Origin of the sequence: Pseudomonas japonica (assembly GCF_900188455.1) — a bacterium.
In the GTDB taxonomy this organism is placed as follows: Bacteria; Pseudomonadota; Gammaproteobacteria; order Pseudomonadales; family Pseudomonadaceae; genus Aquipseudomonas; species Aquipseudomonas japonica.
In genome coordinates, this window is the sequence record NZ_FZOL01000003.1 from 74,304 (window position 1) to 89,290 (window position 14,987).

General features: G+C 64.2%; 15 protein-coding genes and 1 pseudogene. 4 read left to right on the forward strand and 12 right to left on the reverse strand.

The features are described from left to right. Positions 1 to 87: 87 nt before the first annotated feature. The 8 genes from CHB99_RS05005 to pnuC form a co-directional block, all read right to left on the reverse strand. Positions 88 to 1,386 (reverse strand): coiled-coil domain-containing protein, encoded by a 1,299-nt coding sequence (locus CHB99_RS05005; protein ID WP_042124911.1) that lies wholly within the window; start codon positions 1,384 to 1,386, stop codon positions 88 to 90. Positions 1,387 to 1,435: 49 nt separating this feature from the next. Continuing rightward, on the reverse strand, positions 1,436 to 2,176 hold the full coding sequence (locus CHB99_RS05010; RefSeq protein ID WP_042124913.1) for a hypothetical protein: 741 nt from the start codon (positions 2,174 to 2,176) through the stop codon (positions 1,436 to 1,438). Between the two features lie 40 nt (positions 2,177 to 2,216). Next, positions 2,217 to 2,906 (reverse strand): C39 family peptidase, encoded by a 690-nt coding sequence (locus tag CHB99_RS05015; protein ID WP_042124916.1) that lies wholly within the window; start codon positions 2,904 to 2,906, stop codon positions 2,217 to 2,219. Positions 2,907 to 2,966: 60 nt separating this feature from the next. Beyond that, positions 2,967 to 3,971 (reverse strand): hypothetical protein, encoded by a 1,005-nt coding sequence (locus tag CHB99_RS05020; protein ID WP_042124918.1) that lies wholly within the window; start codon positions 3,969 to 3,971, stop codon positions 2,967 to 2,969. 53 nt (positions 3,972 to 4,024) lie between these two features. After that, positions 4,025 to 4,594 (reverse strand): hypothetical protein, encoded by a 570-nt coding sequence (locus tag CHB99_RS05025; protein ID WP_042124921.1) that lies wholly within the window; start codon positions 4,592 to 4,594, stop codon positions 4,025 to 4,027. Between the two features lies 1 nt (position 4,595). Beyond that, on the reverse strand, positions 4,596 to 5,066 hold the full coding sequence (locus tag CHB99_RS05030; RefSeq protein ID WP_089266430.1) for a hypothetical protein: 471 nt from the start codon (positions 5,064 to 5,066) through the stop codon (positions 4,596 to 4,598). Between the two features lie 297 nt (positions 5,067 to 5,363). Continuing rightward, a complete protein-coding gene (locus CHB99_RS05035; protein ID WP_042124926.1) occupies positions 5,364 to 5,915 on the reverse strand; it encodes an AAA family ATPase in 552 nt (183 codons plus the stop codon). Continuing rightward, positions 5,912 to 6,478 carry a nicotinamide riboside transporter PnuC gene (pnuC, locus tag CHB99_RS05040; protein ID WP_042124927.1) on the reverse strand — a complete coding sequence of 189 codons (567 nt, stop codon included), beginning with the start codon at positions 6,476 to 6,478 and terminating at the stop codon, positions 5,912 to 5,914. The genes CHB99_RS05035 and pnuC overlap by 4 nt, the downstream gene beginning before the upstream one ends. 270 nt (positions 6,479 to 6,748) lie before the next feature. On the opposite strand from pnuC, the gene CHB99_RS30040 reads away from it, so the two are divergent. After that, entirely contained in the window at positions 6,749 to 8,422 is a 1,674-nt protein-coding gene (locus tag CHB99_RS30040; protein WP_052419431.1) for a DUF2599 domain-containing protein, read from the forward strand. 224 nt (positions 8,423 to 8,646) lie between these two features. Beyond that, positions 8,647 to 10,404 (forward strand): DUF2599 domain-containing protein, encoded by a 1,758-nt coding sequence (locus CHB99_RS05050; protein WP_084702715.1) that lies wholly within the window; start codon positions 8,647 to 8,649, stop codon positions 10,402 to 10,404. A 54-nt stretch (positions 10,405 to 10,458) separates the two neighbouring features. On the opposite strand, the gene CHB99_RS30500 is transcribed toward CHB99_RS05050, so the two are convergent. Both CHB99_RS30500 and CHB99_RS30505 read right to left on the reverse strand, forming a co-directional pair. Next, on the reverse strand, positions 10,459 to 11,193 hold the full coding sequence (locus CHB99_RS30500; protein WP_377697375.1) for a methyl-accepting chemotaxis protein: 735 nt from the start codon (positions 11,191 to 11,193) through the stop codon (positions 10,459 to 10,461). A 120-nt stretch (positions 11,194 to 11,313) separates the two neighbouring features. Further along, positions 11,314 to 12,093 (reverse strand): annotated as a pseudogene (locus CHB99_RS30505) (cache domain-containing protein); the annotation flags it as partial. A 278-nt stretch (positions 12,094 to 12,371) separates the two neighbouring features. On the opposite strand from CHB99_RS30505, the gene CHB99_RS05060 reads away from it, so the two are divergent. Next, complete coding sequence (locus CHB99_RS05060; protein ID WP_042124933.1) at positions 12,372 to 13,202, forward strand: undecaprenyl-diphosphate phosphatase; 831 nt, start codon at positions 12,372 to 12,374, stop codon at positions 13,200 to 13,202. Continuing rightward, positions 13,202 to 13,576 carry a DUF1294 domain-containing protein gene (locus CHB99_RS05065; protein ID WP_042124935.1) on the forward strand — a complete coding sequence of 125 codons (375 nt, stop codon included), beginning with the start codon at positions 13,202 to 13,204 and terminating at the stop codon, positions 13,574 to 13,576. The genes CHB99_RS05060 and CHB99_RS05065 overlap by 1 nt, the downstream gene beginning before the upstream one ends. Before the next feature lie 104 nt (positions 13,577 to 13,680). Here the strand turns inward: CHB99_RS05065 and CHB99_RS05070 are convergent, their stop codons facing one another. Continuing rightward, positions 13,681 to 14,043 carry an MmcQ/YjbR family DNA-binding protein gene (locus CHB99_RS05070; RefSeq protein ID WP_042124937.1) on the reverse strand — a complete coding sequence of 121 codons (363 nt, stop codon included), beginning with the start codon at positions 14,041 to 14,043 and terminating at the stop codon, positions 13,681 to 13,683. Beyond that, entirely contained in the window at positions 14,036 to 14,944 is a 909-nt protein-coding gene (locus CHB99_RS05075; RefSeq protein ID WP_042124939.1) for a LysR substrate-binding domain-containing protein, read from the reverse strand. The genes CHB99_RS05070 and CHB99_RS05075 overlap by 8 nt, the downstream gene beginning before the upstream one ends. Positions 14,945 to 14,987: the final 43 nt, after the last annotated feature.

Consider the following 14,987-nt stretch of genomic DNA (forward strand, 5'->3'; position numbering starts at 1 on the left):
GTAGAGGCGGAAGGGACCAGTGGCGTCGCCGCCTGCAACGAAGAACCAAACAAAAGGGGACCTCGCAAGGTCCCCTTTTGTGCTGGATCAGAAGTAGTACGGGAATTTCAGGCTGAAGGTGAAGTCCGGCGCATCGTCGGTCAGGCCGATGGAGAGGTTGGGCACGATGGTCAGGTTGTCGCTCGCCGCCAGGGTCATGCCGACGTTGAAGTAGGCGGCATTGGCGTCGCTGTTGACCACCGAGGCCCAGTCGGCGCCATCTTCCTTGATCTTCGACCGACGCTGGATCAGGTCGGAGAAGGAGAACGACATACTCATCTTCTCGTTCAGGGCGAAGGCGATACCGGCGCCGATCTGGAAGCTGTCACCCAGCTTGACTTTGCCGCCGACCTTCTGGTTCGGGGTGGAACTGATGTCGCTGAACGATTCTTCCATGTTGTAGGTGTACGACAGGCTGCCGAACAGCACCGCCGGGTCGAAGGTCTTGACCAGGGAGATGCCCGGGGTGATCGACCAGACACCGTTGCCGGTGGGCAGGCTTTCCGGGTAGCTCAGGCTGCTGTTGGTCGGCGAGGTGCGCAGTTTGATGCCGAACGGGTCCTTGCCGGTGGGCGCCTTGACCCGCAGGCTGAACACCGCGTCCGGGGCGTATTCCGACTCATCCATGAACTTGTAGGCGATACCCATGTTGACGTCGCCGATGGTCGGATCGCGGGTCACGCTTTCTTCCGACAGGGAGTTGCCCGCACCACCGGCGTCGTCCGGCGTACCACCGGCACCGCCGGACTGGAACTTGGTTTCGCGATAGACCACGGGAACGTTGATATCGAACTGCCAGCGCTGGTTCAGGTTGTAGCGCCCGGTCAGGTCCATGGTCCAGGTGTCGGAGCGGATCCGGTCGAGGTTGATGTTGCCGAGGAAGATCGAGTCCAGCGCGAGGAAGCCGTTGAGCAGCAATTGCTTGGTGTCGTAGCGGGCATAGGTGAGGCCGGTCTCGAAACTGAACTTGCCGCCACCGAAGAAGCCGCTGGCCTCGTCATACAGGTTGGAAACGCTCTGTGCCGGTGACGAATCGTCCTTGAGCGACTCGCCGTAGGAACTGCCAGCCGCGGCGACGGTCTGTCCCGACCCCTGGGGTTGGCTGGGTTTGCTTGCTGGCGAACGCACCAGGCGCTTGGGTTGCTGTGCCGCGGGTTGTTCCTCGACCTGGCGAACCCGCTGTTCCAGGACCATCAGGGCCTGTTGCTGCTGCTCGTAACGTTGCTTGAGGGCCTGCAACTCCTGTTTGAGGGCATCGACCTGTGGATCCTGCGCTGCGTAGAGCAGCGACGAGGGTACTAGAGTGCTCAGACAAACGACTGCATTGAGTGACAACGAGCGGTGCATAGGTTAGCCGTCCCTTCCAACTGCGCAATAAGTTGAAACAGAGCGTAGATCAATATCCGGAAATGCGAAGGCCTTTGAGTTGATCCAGATTGCAGTTGAGGGCGCCTGCGGTCGGCATGTTGTCGCGCAGTACGACATTGAGCTGGGTGAGGTTGTTGACGGCGTTGTTGCCGCCGAGGAGGGTGGTGGACTGCAATATGCCGCCGTCGGCCAGGCGCTGCAGGCTGGCGCCCTGGCCATTGGCGGCCTGGATGCCCATCTGGATGCCGTTGGCCGTGGAGGCGATGCTGATCGCCCCGGCGTTGTTGCTGGCGTTGATGACGGTGCCGCTGGCCAGTGCCTGGCCCTGTGGCGCATCCATCTGCGGCGCCTGGCCGGCCTCTCTCACATTGATCTGCACGTTGTTGTAGGAGCTGTTGTAGTCGCCGGCGGCCCGGGTCACCTGGGTCACGCCCTGGCCGCTGCCCAGGCCCGCGCCACCGCTCACGCTGCCGTAGCCCTGGGCGGTCGAGGTGCCGCTGCCGTTTTCCGTGGTGGTGGAGACATAGAACTGCGGCTTGAAGGTGGACTGCTGCACCTGCAGGCTCGCGGTGGCGCCGATACGGTCGCCATTGGCGTTCTGCCAGGTGCTGCTCATGACCACGCCGAAGCTGATGATGCGGCCGGGCATCACGTAGCGACCGCGCAACTGAGACAGTTCCTGGTCGTGCACTTCGATGGGCTTGAACTGTGCCTGGGCTGGAAGGCTGGCGGCCACGCAGAGGGCAACTACCCAGCTTGAAGTCTTCATCGCATGCTCCCTGGAGCTTCCTGCTCACCTGTTCTTGGATTTAGAAGAAGTCGCTCTGGATGAAACCGAACTCCATCAACTGGGCATCGTCGATGGGTTTGAAACCGTTGAGCTGGTGCTTGGCGGTCAGCGGTTCCGGCGGCATGAGCAGGGCATTGGCCTTGTCGTAGCCGGGACCGATGACGGCGAAGATGATGCCGTTCCAGCCTTTGACGAAATCGTCGAACTTGTAGCGTTTGTTACCCAGCACCGGGTCGCCGACGTATACCCAGTCCTTTTCCGTGCGTTGCAGCACGACGAAGTGCTTGTAGCCGCGGATATCCATCAGAACCACTACCGGGATGCTCACGCTCTGCAGGCTTTCCGGCGGGATCCGGTAGCCGCGGGCACGCATGCCCAGGCTTTCCACGTAGCGTTTCATGTCGAGCATGGAGAAACCCTGGACGCGGACCTGATCGTGATCGGATTGGGCGAGCATGCCCTGGATGATGTGGGCTTCGTCCACGTCCAGCCAGTAGGCCTGCTTGAGGATGGTGCCGAGGGCGGCAGCGCCGCAACTGAAGTCGGTCTTCTGTTGCACCAGGTTGGCGAAGCGCCGTTCGCGCAGGCTCTGTACCGGTTTGTAGATCACTGTGCCGCCGGGCAGGGCGGCGATCGCCATCTGCGCGGCACCGGCTTCGCCGGTCTGAATGCCCAGGACTACCGCCAGCGTCAGCATCAATGCGCGCATGAGCTTCCCCACCCTTAAGAATTCAAGGAAAGGGGCCCCGAAGGGCCCCGATCAAGGCTGTTACAGACCGGTGCAGGCTTTGCAACCTGCGGCGATGGACAGCGAGTTGCTTTGTTGGTTGCCACTGCCTGCGGACACGTTGGCACCGATGTTGCCCGACACGCCGTTCAGCGAGTTGGTCAGCGAAGCGGTGTTGGTCACAGGGTTGACCCAGCCGCTTGGGGTCAGCACTTGGTAGGAGGCGTAGCCGAACAGCGCGAAGTCGCCTTCTTCGTGGAACTTCAGCGGATCCTTGTCAGTGCGGCCGCCACGATCGTTGTCATGATGACCACCACCATGACCGCCACCGTTGTTGCTTTCGTCTTCCACGTAGCCCCAACCGTTGCCCTCGTAGCGGCCGGCGGCATAGAAGGTGGAATGGAGGGTTTTGGTGTCGTAGGTGCGGTCGGCTTCGTTGGTGGTTCTCAGGCCAGTGACGGTCTGGTTGGCTGCGGCCGAGGCCACGGCTACGCGACCGCCGGATACGGCGATGGCCAGGTTGTTTTTCTGTTGGTTGAAGTCGCCGGCGGTAACGTTGATGCCGATGTTGCCGGCACTGCCGTTGCCCGAGTTGTTGAGGGTAGCGGTGTTTTTGGTGGAGTAGTTCTTGACGGTGTTGGCGATGTTGTTCTGAGTCGCGCTGGACACGGCCATGGCGCTACCGAAGATGAAGTTCTCATCGGCGGTGGCGATGGCGGCCACGTTGTCTTGTTGGTTGCCGTCACCGGCGGCGGTGTTGGCGCCCAGGTTGCCCTGCGAGCCGTTGGCCGAATTTTCCATTTTGGCATCGTTGCGGGTGGCTTCGTTTTTCACGAAGTTGCCGGCGTTGGTCTGGACGTCGATCACGGTGGCCGCGGCGCCGGCGTTGATCAGCAGGCTCAGGAGGTAGTTGGTATTGTCGTTGTTGTGGTGGCCGCCGCCGTGATGGCCACCGCGGTTGTCGTCACGACCACCCGCTTGTGCAGCAACTGCCATGACCGCTGCGAGTGCGAATACCAGAGGCTTGAGTGCCATTTGTGGTTTCATGGTGTTTCTCCGCATTATCTTTTTTAGGTTAAGTGTTGTGTTGCTGTTTCGGGTCAGTCAGCGACCCGGACGCTCAGGGTGTTGGCCATTCGGTTGCCCACCCCGGCGCTCTGATTCAACTGGACGACACCCCGGCTGCCGGTGAAAGCCTGGTCACTCGTGTTGACCTGGCGACTGCCGGGGAGGTTGTCCGTTGGATCGGAGCTGTTGGACAGCGCCACGTTCTGCTGGAGCAGGACGCTGTCATCGATGCTTTGCGGTACCGCGCTGATGCTGATGCGCACCGCGTTGGCCTGTTGAGTCCCGGTACCGGCGGACTGGTTGATGCCCAGTACGCCGCTGCCGTTGCTGAATGCGTTGCCGCCGATATTGGCGCTGGCATCGACGGCGCGGCTGGCCGGGGTGTCGATGCGCTGGATGATGTGCGTGGTGGCGCTGGCCTCGTGGCCGATGGCGATGGCCCGGCTGTTGTTCTGTTGTTGCATGTCGCCGGCGGCCTGGTTGATCGACAGGTTGCCCTGGTAGTTCCGGGCGCTGTTGTCGACGTTGGCGTTGTCCTGCACCGGAGCGGCGAGGGTGGCGGTACTGCAGAACATGGCGAGGAACAGCAGGCTGGCTTTCATCTCATTTGCTTCCCGTGAGGATCTGCAGCGGAGCGAGGCCGGCGCCGATGGCCGAACCAACCCGGTTGGAGATGCCGGCGCCGGGGCCCGCGCCGCCTCCGGTGCCGCCACCACCGATGTTGCCCATGCCGGGCAGGGTGGTCGGTACGGCGTTGACCCCACGCACACCGTTGCTGGCATCCGGCAGCAGCACCCGGTTCACCGTGGCGCCGCTGGCGACACTGGCGAAGTCGCCGTCGCTCAGTTCGTTGCTGGTCTGCGCGGTGATGCGGGTCGAGGCATTGGTATTGACGGTCAGCGGATTCGGATCGGGATGGTTGCTGCGAATGGCGGGCCGGACCTTGACGTCGCGGGTCAGGACCACCACGCCATTGCCTTCGGACTGGGCCTGGGCATGGGCGGCGAGGAGAGAAGCACCGAGGGTGCATCCGACAAGCATGAGGTGAATCAGGTTTTTATTATGAATCCCCACGGCGGCGGTTCCTTCTTCTGAGCGCTGGCCCGTTCAGCGTTGCGAGAGAAAGAGCAGAAGCCGTGCCGCTTTTTGTTTCTTATTGGAAATCAATGGTTTGCGCGAATGTGACGAGAATACGTCGCGTTGACTGTAAAGGCGCTGAGACAGTGCAGTGATGGCACTCTGGGAAACAGCGGCGAAAGGCTTGCCCATGGGCTTTCTGGCGCTGCTGTATCAATGCTGTAACAGTCCTGCGGCATGTGGTGCCGCAGGCTCTGTATCGAGGGTTGCCGTGGGGTGGGGTGTATCAGCGGGTTAACACTCGGTGGCGCAGTCCGCCGCCTTGCCGTCGAGCAGACGCTGCACCGTCGTCAGCACCGTGGCCCGGCGGCTGGCCCAGTCACCATCGATGATGCAGGTCGGCTGGCCGTGCCGTTGCAGCCAGTCGCGGCTGGCGCCGAAGAAGGCCTGGCGCTGCGTGAGGTCTGGCTGGCAGCGCTGGCCGTCGCCGATCCAGGGGACGTTTTCGGGACTGAGCAGCAGGTGCAGGTCGTAGTGGCGGGCCAGCAGCGCTGGCTCCAGCCAGTCCGGGCAAGCGCCGAACAGGGTGCGGCTCCAGAGGATATTGCTCAGCAGGTGAGTGTCGAGAATCAGCAGCGGCGGGCGCCGCAGGCGCGCGGCGTCTTCGCGGGCCAACTGGCCACGGGCGATCGCCGGGATATCGGCGTAGCAGGTGTCGCGCTGCTGTTCGTCGATGAAGTCGCGCACGTATTCGCCCACCAGTTCGCCACCGAAGTGCGCCTGGATCTCCGCGCCGAGCCAGCTCTTGCCACTGGATTCGGGACCTGCCAGCACCAGGACCTTCATGAGCCGGTCAAGGCGGGATCACGCCGCCATTCGCGCAGGCCCTGGATCGCCAGCAGGGTGAAGAGGGCATAGAGACCTGCGGTGAAGTACAGGCCCTGCCAGAGAAACAGGCCGACGCAGACCACGTCGATGACGATCCACAGCGGCCAGCACTGCACGCGCTTCTGCGCCATCCACCATTGCGCCACCAGACTGAAACCGGTGATCGCCGCATCCAGCCAGGGCTGCTCGCCGTCGGTCCAGGTACTCATGGCGGCACCGAGGGCGACACTGACCAGCAGGCCGGCGAGCAGGCCCGCGCTGACCTGGGACGGGTTCAGCAGGCTGACCTTGCGTGCCGCGCGGGTGTCGTCCGGACGCGTCCATTGCCACCAGCCATAGACCTGCAGCACGGCGTACACCCCTTGCAGGGCCATCTGCGAATACAGGTGCGCATCGCGAAATACCCAGCCGAGCAGGAGCACGCCGACCAGGCCGACCGGCCAGCACCAGATCTTCTGCTTGACGGTGAGCCAGACGGAGAGGGCGCTGAGCAGGACAGCGAGCCATTCGAGGCCGGACATCGGCGCTTTTCCTTGAGCGAGAGAGCGAGGGGTGGCGGATTGTACCTGCCCGGTGCGTTTCTGCCACGTCCCGATCGCATCCCGGAAGAGTGGCTGCGACGGCAGCCGACGCATTCATCCGGATAGCTTCGGGGCATCGCGGGAACCTGGCATTTCTGTCAGTTATTTCGTTCGCTCCTTTCTGTCAGGCTTGCCTTTCACGGTGTTGGCCAGCACGCAGTCGTCCTTACGCCACGAGCGGTAACTCGAAACGTTACGGAGACGCCAGTCATGCGAACGACTACCTCGAGCACCCTGACCCTGCTCACCCTGTCCATGCTGCTGCCCTGGTCGCAGGCCCGGGCGGAAACCTGCGAGGCGACGCTGGCACTGGTCCAGCAGTTGTACAACAAGACCGTGGACGTCTGTCCTGATGGCGAACTCGCCTCGAACTGTTCCGGTATCACGCTGCGGGGCACGAATCGCGCCGATCCGGCGAAAGGCGAGAATTTCGATGTCTGGACGCCCAGTCCGAGCTCGCTGGAATCGGGTGCGTTCGCCGCGTCGTACCTGCGCAAGGACATCGGCTTCGACGACTCGCCAATGAAGACCAGCAATGGCTTCTTCATTACGCCGATGGATCACCTGTGCGCGAACCAGAGCGGCGTGTACCTGCAATGCGCGTTCGTCAGCGACGGCTGGTCCTGGTTTCGCGGGGACCGGGGGTGTGGCGACAACACCCAGACCCCCCAGGTGGAGCGCTACTGCCAGGACTCCGGGATCAACACCGGGGCAGCGTGGCTGGCCCAGTTCAACAGCAACCACTCGAACAATCCCGCGCTGGTCGCCGATCCCTACAAGAAGCAGTGCGCCTTCGACCTGGCCAAGGGCCGCGGCAAGGCGGGGCGCGCCAGCGCTTTCGCGACCTTCCTCGACGCGCGACGCAAGAGCGGTGACCGGGAATTCCTGATGTACAACGAAGTGCGCCTGTCCAACCCCAATCCACCGGGCTCGATGCCGGTCCTGGCATTTTTCGACACGGGTGCCAACGGTCGCTCGCAGTCCGTCGCCAACCAGCTGGATTACTTCAGGAAGACCGGGCAGTACCGGCCGGTGATCGAGGTCAAGTTGCCGCGGTATCCGGGTGATGTCGCGCAGTTTTCCTGCCCGCCCAATCAGATGAAGCCGCCCGCCACGGTATCGACGGCCGGTTTCTGCACTGCGGGCAGGGCATCCAGCCCGGGGTTCGGTTCCAGCCCGATCACCAATCCGGCGCAGCAGGCCGCCCAGGCCGCGCAAACCGCCCAGGCCGCCGCCCAGGCAGCCCAGGCCGCTCAGGCGGCAGCCCAGGCAGCCCAGGCGCTGCAGGCGGCGCAGGCCGGCCAGGCACCCGCGGGCAGCCCGGCGCCGTCCTACCAGGCGGCGCAGATCGCCCAGGCGGCCCAGGCCGCGCAGGCTGCACAGGCCGCCGCGGCAAGCGCTGCCCAGGCGGCTCAGGCGGCGCAGGCAGCGGCCCAGTCCGGGCAAGGGGCTCAGGCCGCCCAGGCGGCGCAGGCTGCGCAACTGGCCCAGGGCCAGGCCGCCCAGGCCGCTGCTGCGGCTCAGGCGGCACAGGCCTCGGCAGGTCAATGCAGCCGGTACGTCGAAAGTGCCAAGTGGATACAGCGTGATGAGCCTGGCATCGGCCCGACCTGGTCGCTGTCGGTCGTGCCGACGGCCTGCGGCCGGCGGATCGGTCCGGACCAGACCGACCAGATGTATGCCGAGCTCTACAACAAGTTCGGCAAGGACCCGCAATGGACCGAGTACGCGAAGAACTACGGTTCGATGCGCCGGCAACTGGTCTGCCACCTGGCCCTGGTCAGGGACAAGCCGGAGTGGAACCTGGAGCCGGTACGCCAGTACGTCGACCACAACACCTCGCTGAGCCTGCCGTCCGCGTGCAACCCACCCGCGCGCAAGTGAAGGCAATGGCCTGCCGGCGGCGTTGCCGCCGGCAGGTTTTCGGCTGCCTGGCGTCAGGCGAAATGGAGGTTACCTCCAGTCGGATAAAGTGTCGGAACTGTCATTTTTGTCAGTTTCGTCGTGTGCGGTTTACGCGCAGATTGTTGCTGCGACGTCGAGTAGTGGCTGTCCAGTCGGTGTCACGTCGAACCAGAAACTATCTCGGCGATTGCGGGAGATAAACGATGAGCAGACGTATCGATAAATGGTCACTGCTGATGGCCTTGCCATTGGTGACACAGGCGACGCTCGCGGGTGCAGCGACCTGCGAGGAAACGCTGCCGGTGATCGAGCGGTTGTACAACAACACCGTGGACAGCTGCACGGGGCCGGAAGGCCAGGCAGTTCCTGCCGTGGACTGTTCCGGGCTGATTGCCCGCGGCACGCAGCGCCCCGAGCGCGGGGGCGGCCAGGCCGGCGACTATCGGGTGTGGCAGGCGAGCCCCAGCGCGCAGGCGGCAGGGACGGTCGCTGCCACTTACCTGCGCAGCGACATCAAGTACAGGGACGTCAAGGTCTACAAGGATGGCTGGCGCAACTACAACAACGGCTTCCTGGTCACGCCACCAGAGCTCGTTCCCGCAGGCGAGCCGGCGGCTTACCTGGCCTGCGCGGCCCCGGTGGACCTCTGGGCGGACGAGCGCGACGACCAGGGCTGCGGTGACAACCGCAAGACCGCCGCGGTCGAGAAATCCTGCCTGGAGCTTGGTGTCACGGGGGCTGACTGGGCGAACCAGTACGCCGTGCCGAACCTGTACAAGGACACGGAGATGATAGGCGGCAATTCCTGCACCTACGATATGCGCACCCTGGATGCCGCCAAGAGCACGGCCGCCTTCAAGGGCTTCCTCGATGCCCGCAAGGCGTTCCAGGACCTGCCGAATCAGGACGTCGCGTTCAACTCCTACACCGAGGTGCGCTACACCAATACGCCCAACAACCAGCCACCGATCCTGGCGTTCTTCCACACGGACGACGAAGGTCGGGAGGATGCGCTGAAGAACCAGGCCGAATACCTGACGGACACAGGCAAGCAAGTGCCGGTCGTCAAGATCACCTATCCGAAGGACAAGGACGGCGTCGCGACTTTCTCCTGCGACGCGACCCCGGCTCCGGAGCCGGTCCCCGAACCTGTTCCCGATACCAGCGCCGCCGACCTGGCCGCGGGCGGTTGGGGCACGGGAAGCGATCCGAAGCAGTGCTCGCGCTACTTCGACTCGGTCGTCTGGCTGACCCGCTGGGACCACTACCTGCAACGTCATGTCGACTCGGTTTCGGCACGGCCGTCGGCGTGCGGTCGGGAAATCGGCGCGGATCAGACCGATGCCGCGTTCGCCGAGATGAAGGCCAAGGCCAGGGCCTTGCCGGGCGGGGTACTGAAATGGAACGAAAGGGATGCCACGCTGCGTCGCCAGTTCGTCTGCCACCTGGTCCTGGTGGAGAAGGACGCCAATGGCAATCCGCTGCCGGTCAAGTACAAGGAAGAGTTCAACCTGGAGCCGATCAGGAAGTACGTGTCCCACGAGCAATCCCTCGAGGACAAGTGCAATACGCCACTGACCGACGACCAGACCGTGGGCGGTTGGGGCGCCAATGGTTCCGCGCAATGCACGCAGTACGTCAGTTCGGTTCGCTGGGTGCCGCGCAAGTTCGCCGAGTACGGCAACCAGACCATCATGTCGCTCGAAGTGATCCCCACCGAGTGCGGTCGCAATATCGGTCCGGACCAGACCGAGAAGATGATGGCCGAGATCAAGCGCAAGGCGCTGGCGGCGGATCCGCGAGGGGCGGAGTACTGGGGGGCCAAGGATGATTCGATGCGTCGGCAGACGGTCTGCCTGATGAAGCTGCACCGGGACAAGCCGGAATGGAACCTCGAGTCGATCCGCTCGAACGGCGTCAGCGCCGCGCAGGCCGAGGCGGCGCAGTGCAACTTCAAGTGATTGGCTGAAGCCCTTGAACTGCCGATATCCGCGCGGATATCGGCAGTTTTTCTTTCAGGCGTGGAACTGCTTCAGCACCTGCTCCAGGTGCGCGCTCAGGCGATTCAGGGCACGCCCCGATTCGCTCGAATGCTGGGCGGCGAGGGCGGTCTGGCGCGACAGGTCGGCGGTGTCGGTGACGTTGCGGTTGATTTCCTCGACCACATGGGACTGTTGCAACGTCGCGCTGGCGATGGAGGCATTGAGCGAGGTCAGGTTGTGCAGTACCTGGCTGATGGCATCCAGGCTGGCCCCGGCTTCGCTGGCCTGCTCGACGGTCTCGCGGGATGCCTGGCTGCTGGCGTCGATGGCCTTGACCGCGGCTTCCGACTGGCCCTGCAGGTGCTCGATCATCGCCTGGATCTCGGCGGTGGACTGCTGGGTACGTTGCGCCAGCAGGCGCACCTCGTCGGCGACCACGGCGAAACCGCGTCCCTGTTCCCCGGCCCGGGCCGCCTCGATGGCGGCATTGAGGGCGAGCAGGTTGGTCTGTTCGGCGATCGAGCGGATCACTTCGAGGACGCTGCCGATCCGTGTGCTCTGGCTGGCCAGGGCCTGGATCACCTGGACCGCCTCGTCGATGGTGGTCGACAGCTCACCGATCTTGCGCAGGCTGCCATGGATGCTCTGCTGGCCCTGACGGGCACAGCCCTGGGCTTCGCTCATTTCGCTGGAGGCCTGTTCGGCGTTCTTCGCCACGTCCTGCACGGCGTAGGACACCTCGTTGATCGCCGTGGCCACCTGTTCCATCTGCAGCGACTGCTGCTCGCTGCGCTGCTGTGCCTGCTCGGCGCTGCTGCCGACGCTGGCGGCGGAGCCGTCCAGTTCGCGGGCGGCATCGCGCAGGCGCAGGATCACCTCCTGCAACTGCCCGGTGAAGCGGTTGAAGTGCTGGCCGAGGCGGGTGATCTCGTCGTTGCCGTGGGTGTCCAGGCGCCGGGTCAGGTCGGCTTCGCCACTGGCGATGGTGGCCATGGCTTCCTCCGCTTCGCGCAGCGGCAGGAGGATGCTGCGCGCGATCATGATCACCAGCAGGGCGAGGATCACGGCGATGGCGGTGCCGATCAGCGAAGCATCGCGCAGTTGGCGGTAGAACTCGGCCTGCATGTCATCGATGTAGATGCCCGAGCCGATGATCCAGCCCCAGGGCTGGAACAGCTGGATATACGAGGTTTTTTCCACCGGCTCGCTGGCGCCGGGCTTGGGCCAGCGGTAGTCGATGCTGCCGGCCCCCTTGGCCTTGGCCAGCGCGACCATTTCGTTGAACAGGGCGAAGCCATCGGGATCGCGGATCGCCGAGAGGTCCTGGCCTTCGAGCTTGGCGTTGACCGGGTGCATGATCATCTTCGGACCCAGGTCGTTGATCCAGAAGTAATCGTTGCTGGCGTAGCGCAGGCCGCGCACCGCGGCGATGGCCTGCTGCTGGGCGGCTTCGCGGCTCAGGCTGCCGGCGGCTTCCAGGCCCTGGTAGTACGCCAGCACGCCGGCGGCGGTTTCGACCACATGGCGGGTTTTCTCGGCCTTGGCCTTGTACAGATCGTTGTGGACCTGATTGAGCATGAGCAACCCGAGGGTCACCAGCATCGCTACCGCCAGCACCAGGATGAGCCACAGGCGCCGGCTGATCGACATACTGCGTAAAGTCTTCATGAAGGTCTTCTCGAGTTCTTGTTATTGTCACGAGCATCCAAGCATGCTTCGCCGCGCCAACCTACTCGACCAATGGCTAAGTCGTTGATTCGGCAAGTCCGTTGCGCGCGACCGGGCAGCGTTTTACTGACGGGTCTGATAGGATTTCGGCCTTCCCGGGCCAAACCTGAAGGGCGCGTCGGTTTTTTTCTCGTTTGCGCGCAACTTGCCTGGGCTTTGCAATCACGTAATGAAAACTACAACGGGGCATGCCACGCGCATCGCTTCACGGGGGAATGATGGACTTTTGGACCGCCATGCAGGCAGTGATTCTCGGCATTGTCGAGGGTTTGACAGAGTTTTTGCCGATTTCCAGTACCGGCCACCAGATCGTCGTGGCCGACCTGATCAACTTCGGCGGTGAGCGGGCCATGGCCTTCAACATCATCATCCAGCTGGGCGCGATCCTGGCGGTGGTGTGGGAGTTTCGGCGCAAGATCTTCGACGTGGTGCTGGGGCTGCCTCGCCAGCGTCAGGCACAGCGCTTCACGGTCAACCTGATGATCGCCTTCTTCCCCGCCGTGGTGCTGGGTGTGGCGTTCGCCGATCTGATCCACGAATACCTGTTCAACCCGATCACCGTGGCCGCGGCCCTGGTGGTGGGCGGGGTGATCATGCTCTGGGCCGAGCGCCGCGAGCACGTGATCCGCGTCGAGGAAGTGGACGACATGCGCTGGAGCGATGCCCTGAAGATCGGCCTCGCCCAGTGCCTGGCGATGATTCCGGGGACCTCGCGCTCCGGTTCGACCATCATCGGCGGCCTGCTGTTCGGCCTGTCGCGCAAGGCGGCCACCGAGTTCTCGTTCTTCCTGGCCATGCCGACCATGGTCGGTGCCGCGGTGTACTCGGGCTACAAGTACCGCGACCTGTTCCAGCCTGAAGACTTCATGGTCTTCGCCATCGGCTTCGTGGTGTCGTTCATCTTCGCCATGATCGCCGTGCGTGGCCTGCTCAAGTTCATCGCCAGCCACAGCTATGCGGTGTTCGCCTGGTACCGCATCGGCTTCGGCCTGATCATCCTCGCTACCTGGCTGTCCGGTGCGGTCGACTGGTCGGTGGCGCACGGCTGATGCGTTACCCGCGCCTCAAGCTGCTGGCGTTCGGGGCGCTCTGCCTGCTGCCGCTGGGTGGGGCACTGAACGCCGGGCTCGCCGCGCAGTTCTGGCTGCCGGCGCTGGCCTACGCGGTGATGAGCCTGGTCTGTGCCGGGCTCTACCGGCACGACAAGCGTCAGGCCGTGCAGGTCGGGCGCCGCATCCCGGAACGCCTGCTGCACCTCGCCGAGCTGCTCGGCGGCTGGCCGGGCGCGTTGCTGGCGCAGCAACTGTGGCGTCACAAGACACGCAAGCTGTCCTATCAGTTGCTGTTCTGGCTGATCGTCCTGGTGCACCAGGTGGTGTGGCTGGACTGGCTGTTCCTGGGGCAATGGCGGCATATCTTCTGATGCTGCTGGGTTCTTTCGGGCCTTATCGCGGGCAACGCCCGCTCCCACAAGGATCGCGTGCACCGCGAAACCTGTAGGAGCGGGCGTTGCCCGCGATGAGGCCTTCAGTCGAGCAGCAATCCCACCTGCACCCGCTTGGGCAATTTCCCTACCACCAGCTGATGCGACCGCTTCAGCAGATCTTCCAGTGCCTCGCGACCCAACGCATACGGCCTCGCCACGCTGACCCAATGCGCCCGCGCCAGATACGGCGCCGGCCGCACGCCCGGGATGTCCACGTAGCCCAGAAACAGCTCCTTGTCGACCTTGAACGACAAGCCCGCCCCGGCCAGGTCCATCACCGCGAACATCTTGTTGCCAGCCACGGAAAACACCCGCACGCCACCCCACTTGTAGTCTTCCCGCGCGCCCGGCAGGCCCAGGCAGAAGGCTGCGACCTGTTCTTCAGACAAACCTTTCTCAGACATACCGCTCTCCACATTGCTCGAACGAAGCCACCAGATGATCGATCCACGCCCGTACCGCCGGCAGTACGCCGCGTCGGTGCGGGTAGACCGCTTGCAGAAAGCCGCTGGGCATCGACCACTCCGGCAGCAGGCGCACCAGTTCGCCGCTGGCCAGTTCCGCCTCGCAGTGCAGCAGGGGCAGGGCGGTGAAGCCCAGGCCGGCGAGGGCGGCGGCCTTGCGCACGACGAAATCGTCGATGCCCAGGCGCGCCTCCAGGGCGATGTCCTCGCGTTCGCCCGCGGCATTGGACAGGCGCAGATGCACCAGGCGGTCCGCTTCCACCGCGCCCAGTACCGGTAACCCGGCCAGCCCGGATGGGTGCTGCAGCGGGTGCTGGCGAGCGAAGTCGGGTGACGCCACCAGTTGCATCTGCGCGGGGTTGAGACGACGGGTGACCATGGCCGGATCCTCGTCGCCGAGATCGCGCACGCGCAGGGCGACGTCGATGCCCTCGGTGATCAGGTCGACCCGCCGATTGACCAGGACCATCTCCAGTTGCACCTGCGGGTACAGCTCCAGAAAGCGCGTGATCACCAGCGGCAGAAAGGCATGGGCCAGCCCCACCGGACTGGAGACGCGCAGGCGTCCGCGCGGTTCGCTGGTCATGCTGGCCACCGCCTCGTCGGCCATCTCCGCCTCCAGCAACATGGCCTGGCAGTGGCGCAGGTAGCGCTCACCCACGGCCGTCAGCTTCAGTTGCCGGGTGGTGCGCTGCAACAGGCGAGTGCCGAGGCGTTCTTCCAGTTCGGCGACACGCCGCGACAGGCGCGACTTGGGAATGCCCAGCTGGCGCCCGGCGGCGGCGAACCCGCCGGCCTCGACGACGCGGGCGAAGTAGAACAGGTCATTGAGGTCTTGCATGATTGTTCCATCAGTAGGACGAACTAACGCAATTTTGCGATCT

Coding starts and splice junctions, on each gene's coding strand:
- CHB99_RS05005 (WP_042124911.1), bottom strand. CDS start 1,386: ATGCACCGCTCGTTGTCACTCAATGCAGTCGTTTGTCTGAGCACTCTA.
- CHB99_RS05010 (WP_042124913.1), bottom strand. CDS start 2,176: ATGAAGACTTCAAGCTGGGTAGTTGCCCTCTGCGTGGCCGCCAGCCTT.
- CHB99_RS05015 (WP_042124916.1), bottom strand. CDS start 2,906: ATGCGCGCATTGATGCTGACGCTGGCGGTAGTCCTGGGCATTCAGACC.
- CHB99_RS05020 (WP_042124918.1), bottom strand. CDS start 3,971: ATGAAACCACAAATGGCACTCAAGCCTCTGGTATTCGCACTCGCAGCG.
- CHB99_RS05025 (WP_042124921.1), bottom strand. CDS start 4,594: ATGAAAGCCAGCCTGCTGTTCCTCGCCATGTTCTGCAGTACCGCCACC.
- CHB99_RS05035 (WP_042124926.1), bottom strand. CDS start 5,915: ATGAAGGTCCTGGTGCTGGCAGGTCCCGAATCCAGTGGCAAGAGCTGG.
- pnuC (WP_042124927.1), bottom strand. CDS start 6,478: ATGTCCGGCCTCGAATGGCTCGCTGTCCTGCTCAGCGCCCTCTCCGTC.
- CHB99_RS30040 (WP_052419431.1), top strand. CDS start 6,749: ATGCGAACGACTACCTCGAGCACCCTGACCCTGCTCACCCTGTCCATG.
- CHB99_RS05050 (WP_084702715.1), top strand. CDS start 8,647: ATGAGCAGACGTATCGATAAATGGTCACTGCTGATGGCCTTGCCATTG.
- CHB99_RS30500 (WP_377697375.1), bottom strand. CDS start 11,193: ATGGAACAGGTGGCCACGGCGATCAACGAGGTGTCCTACGCCGTGCAG.
- CHB99_RS05060 (WP_042124933.1), top strand. CDS start 12,372: ATGGACTTTTGGACCGCCATGCAGGCAGTGATTCTCGGCATTGTCGAG.
- CHB99_RS05065 (WP_042124935.1), top strand. CDS start 13,202: ATGCGTTACCCGCGCCTCAAGCTGCTGGCGTTCGGGGCGCTCTGCCTG.
- CHB99_RS05070 (WP_042124937.1), bottom strand. CDS start 14,043: ATGTCTGAGAAAGGTTTGTCTGAAGAACAGGTCGCAGCCTTCTGCCTG.
- CHB99_RS05075 (WP_042124939.1), bottom strand. CDS start 14,944: ATGCAAGACCTCAATGACCTGTTCTACTTCGCCCGCGTCGTCGAGGCC.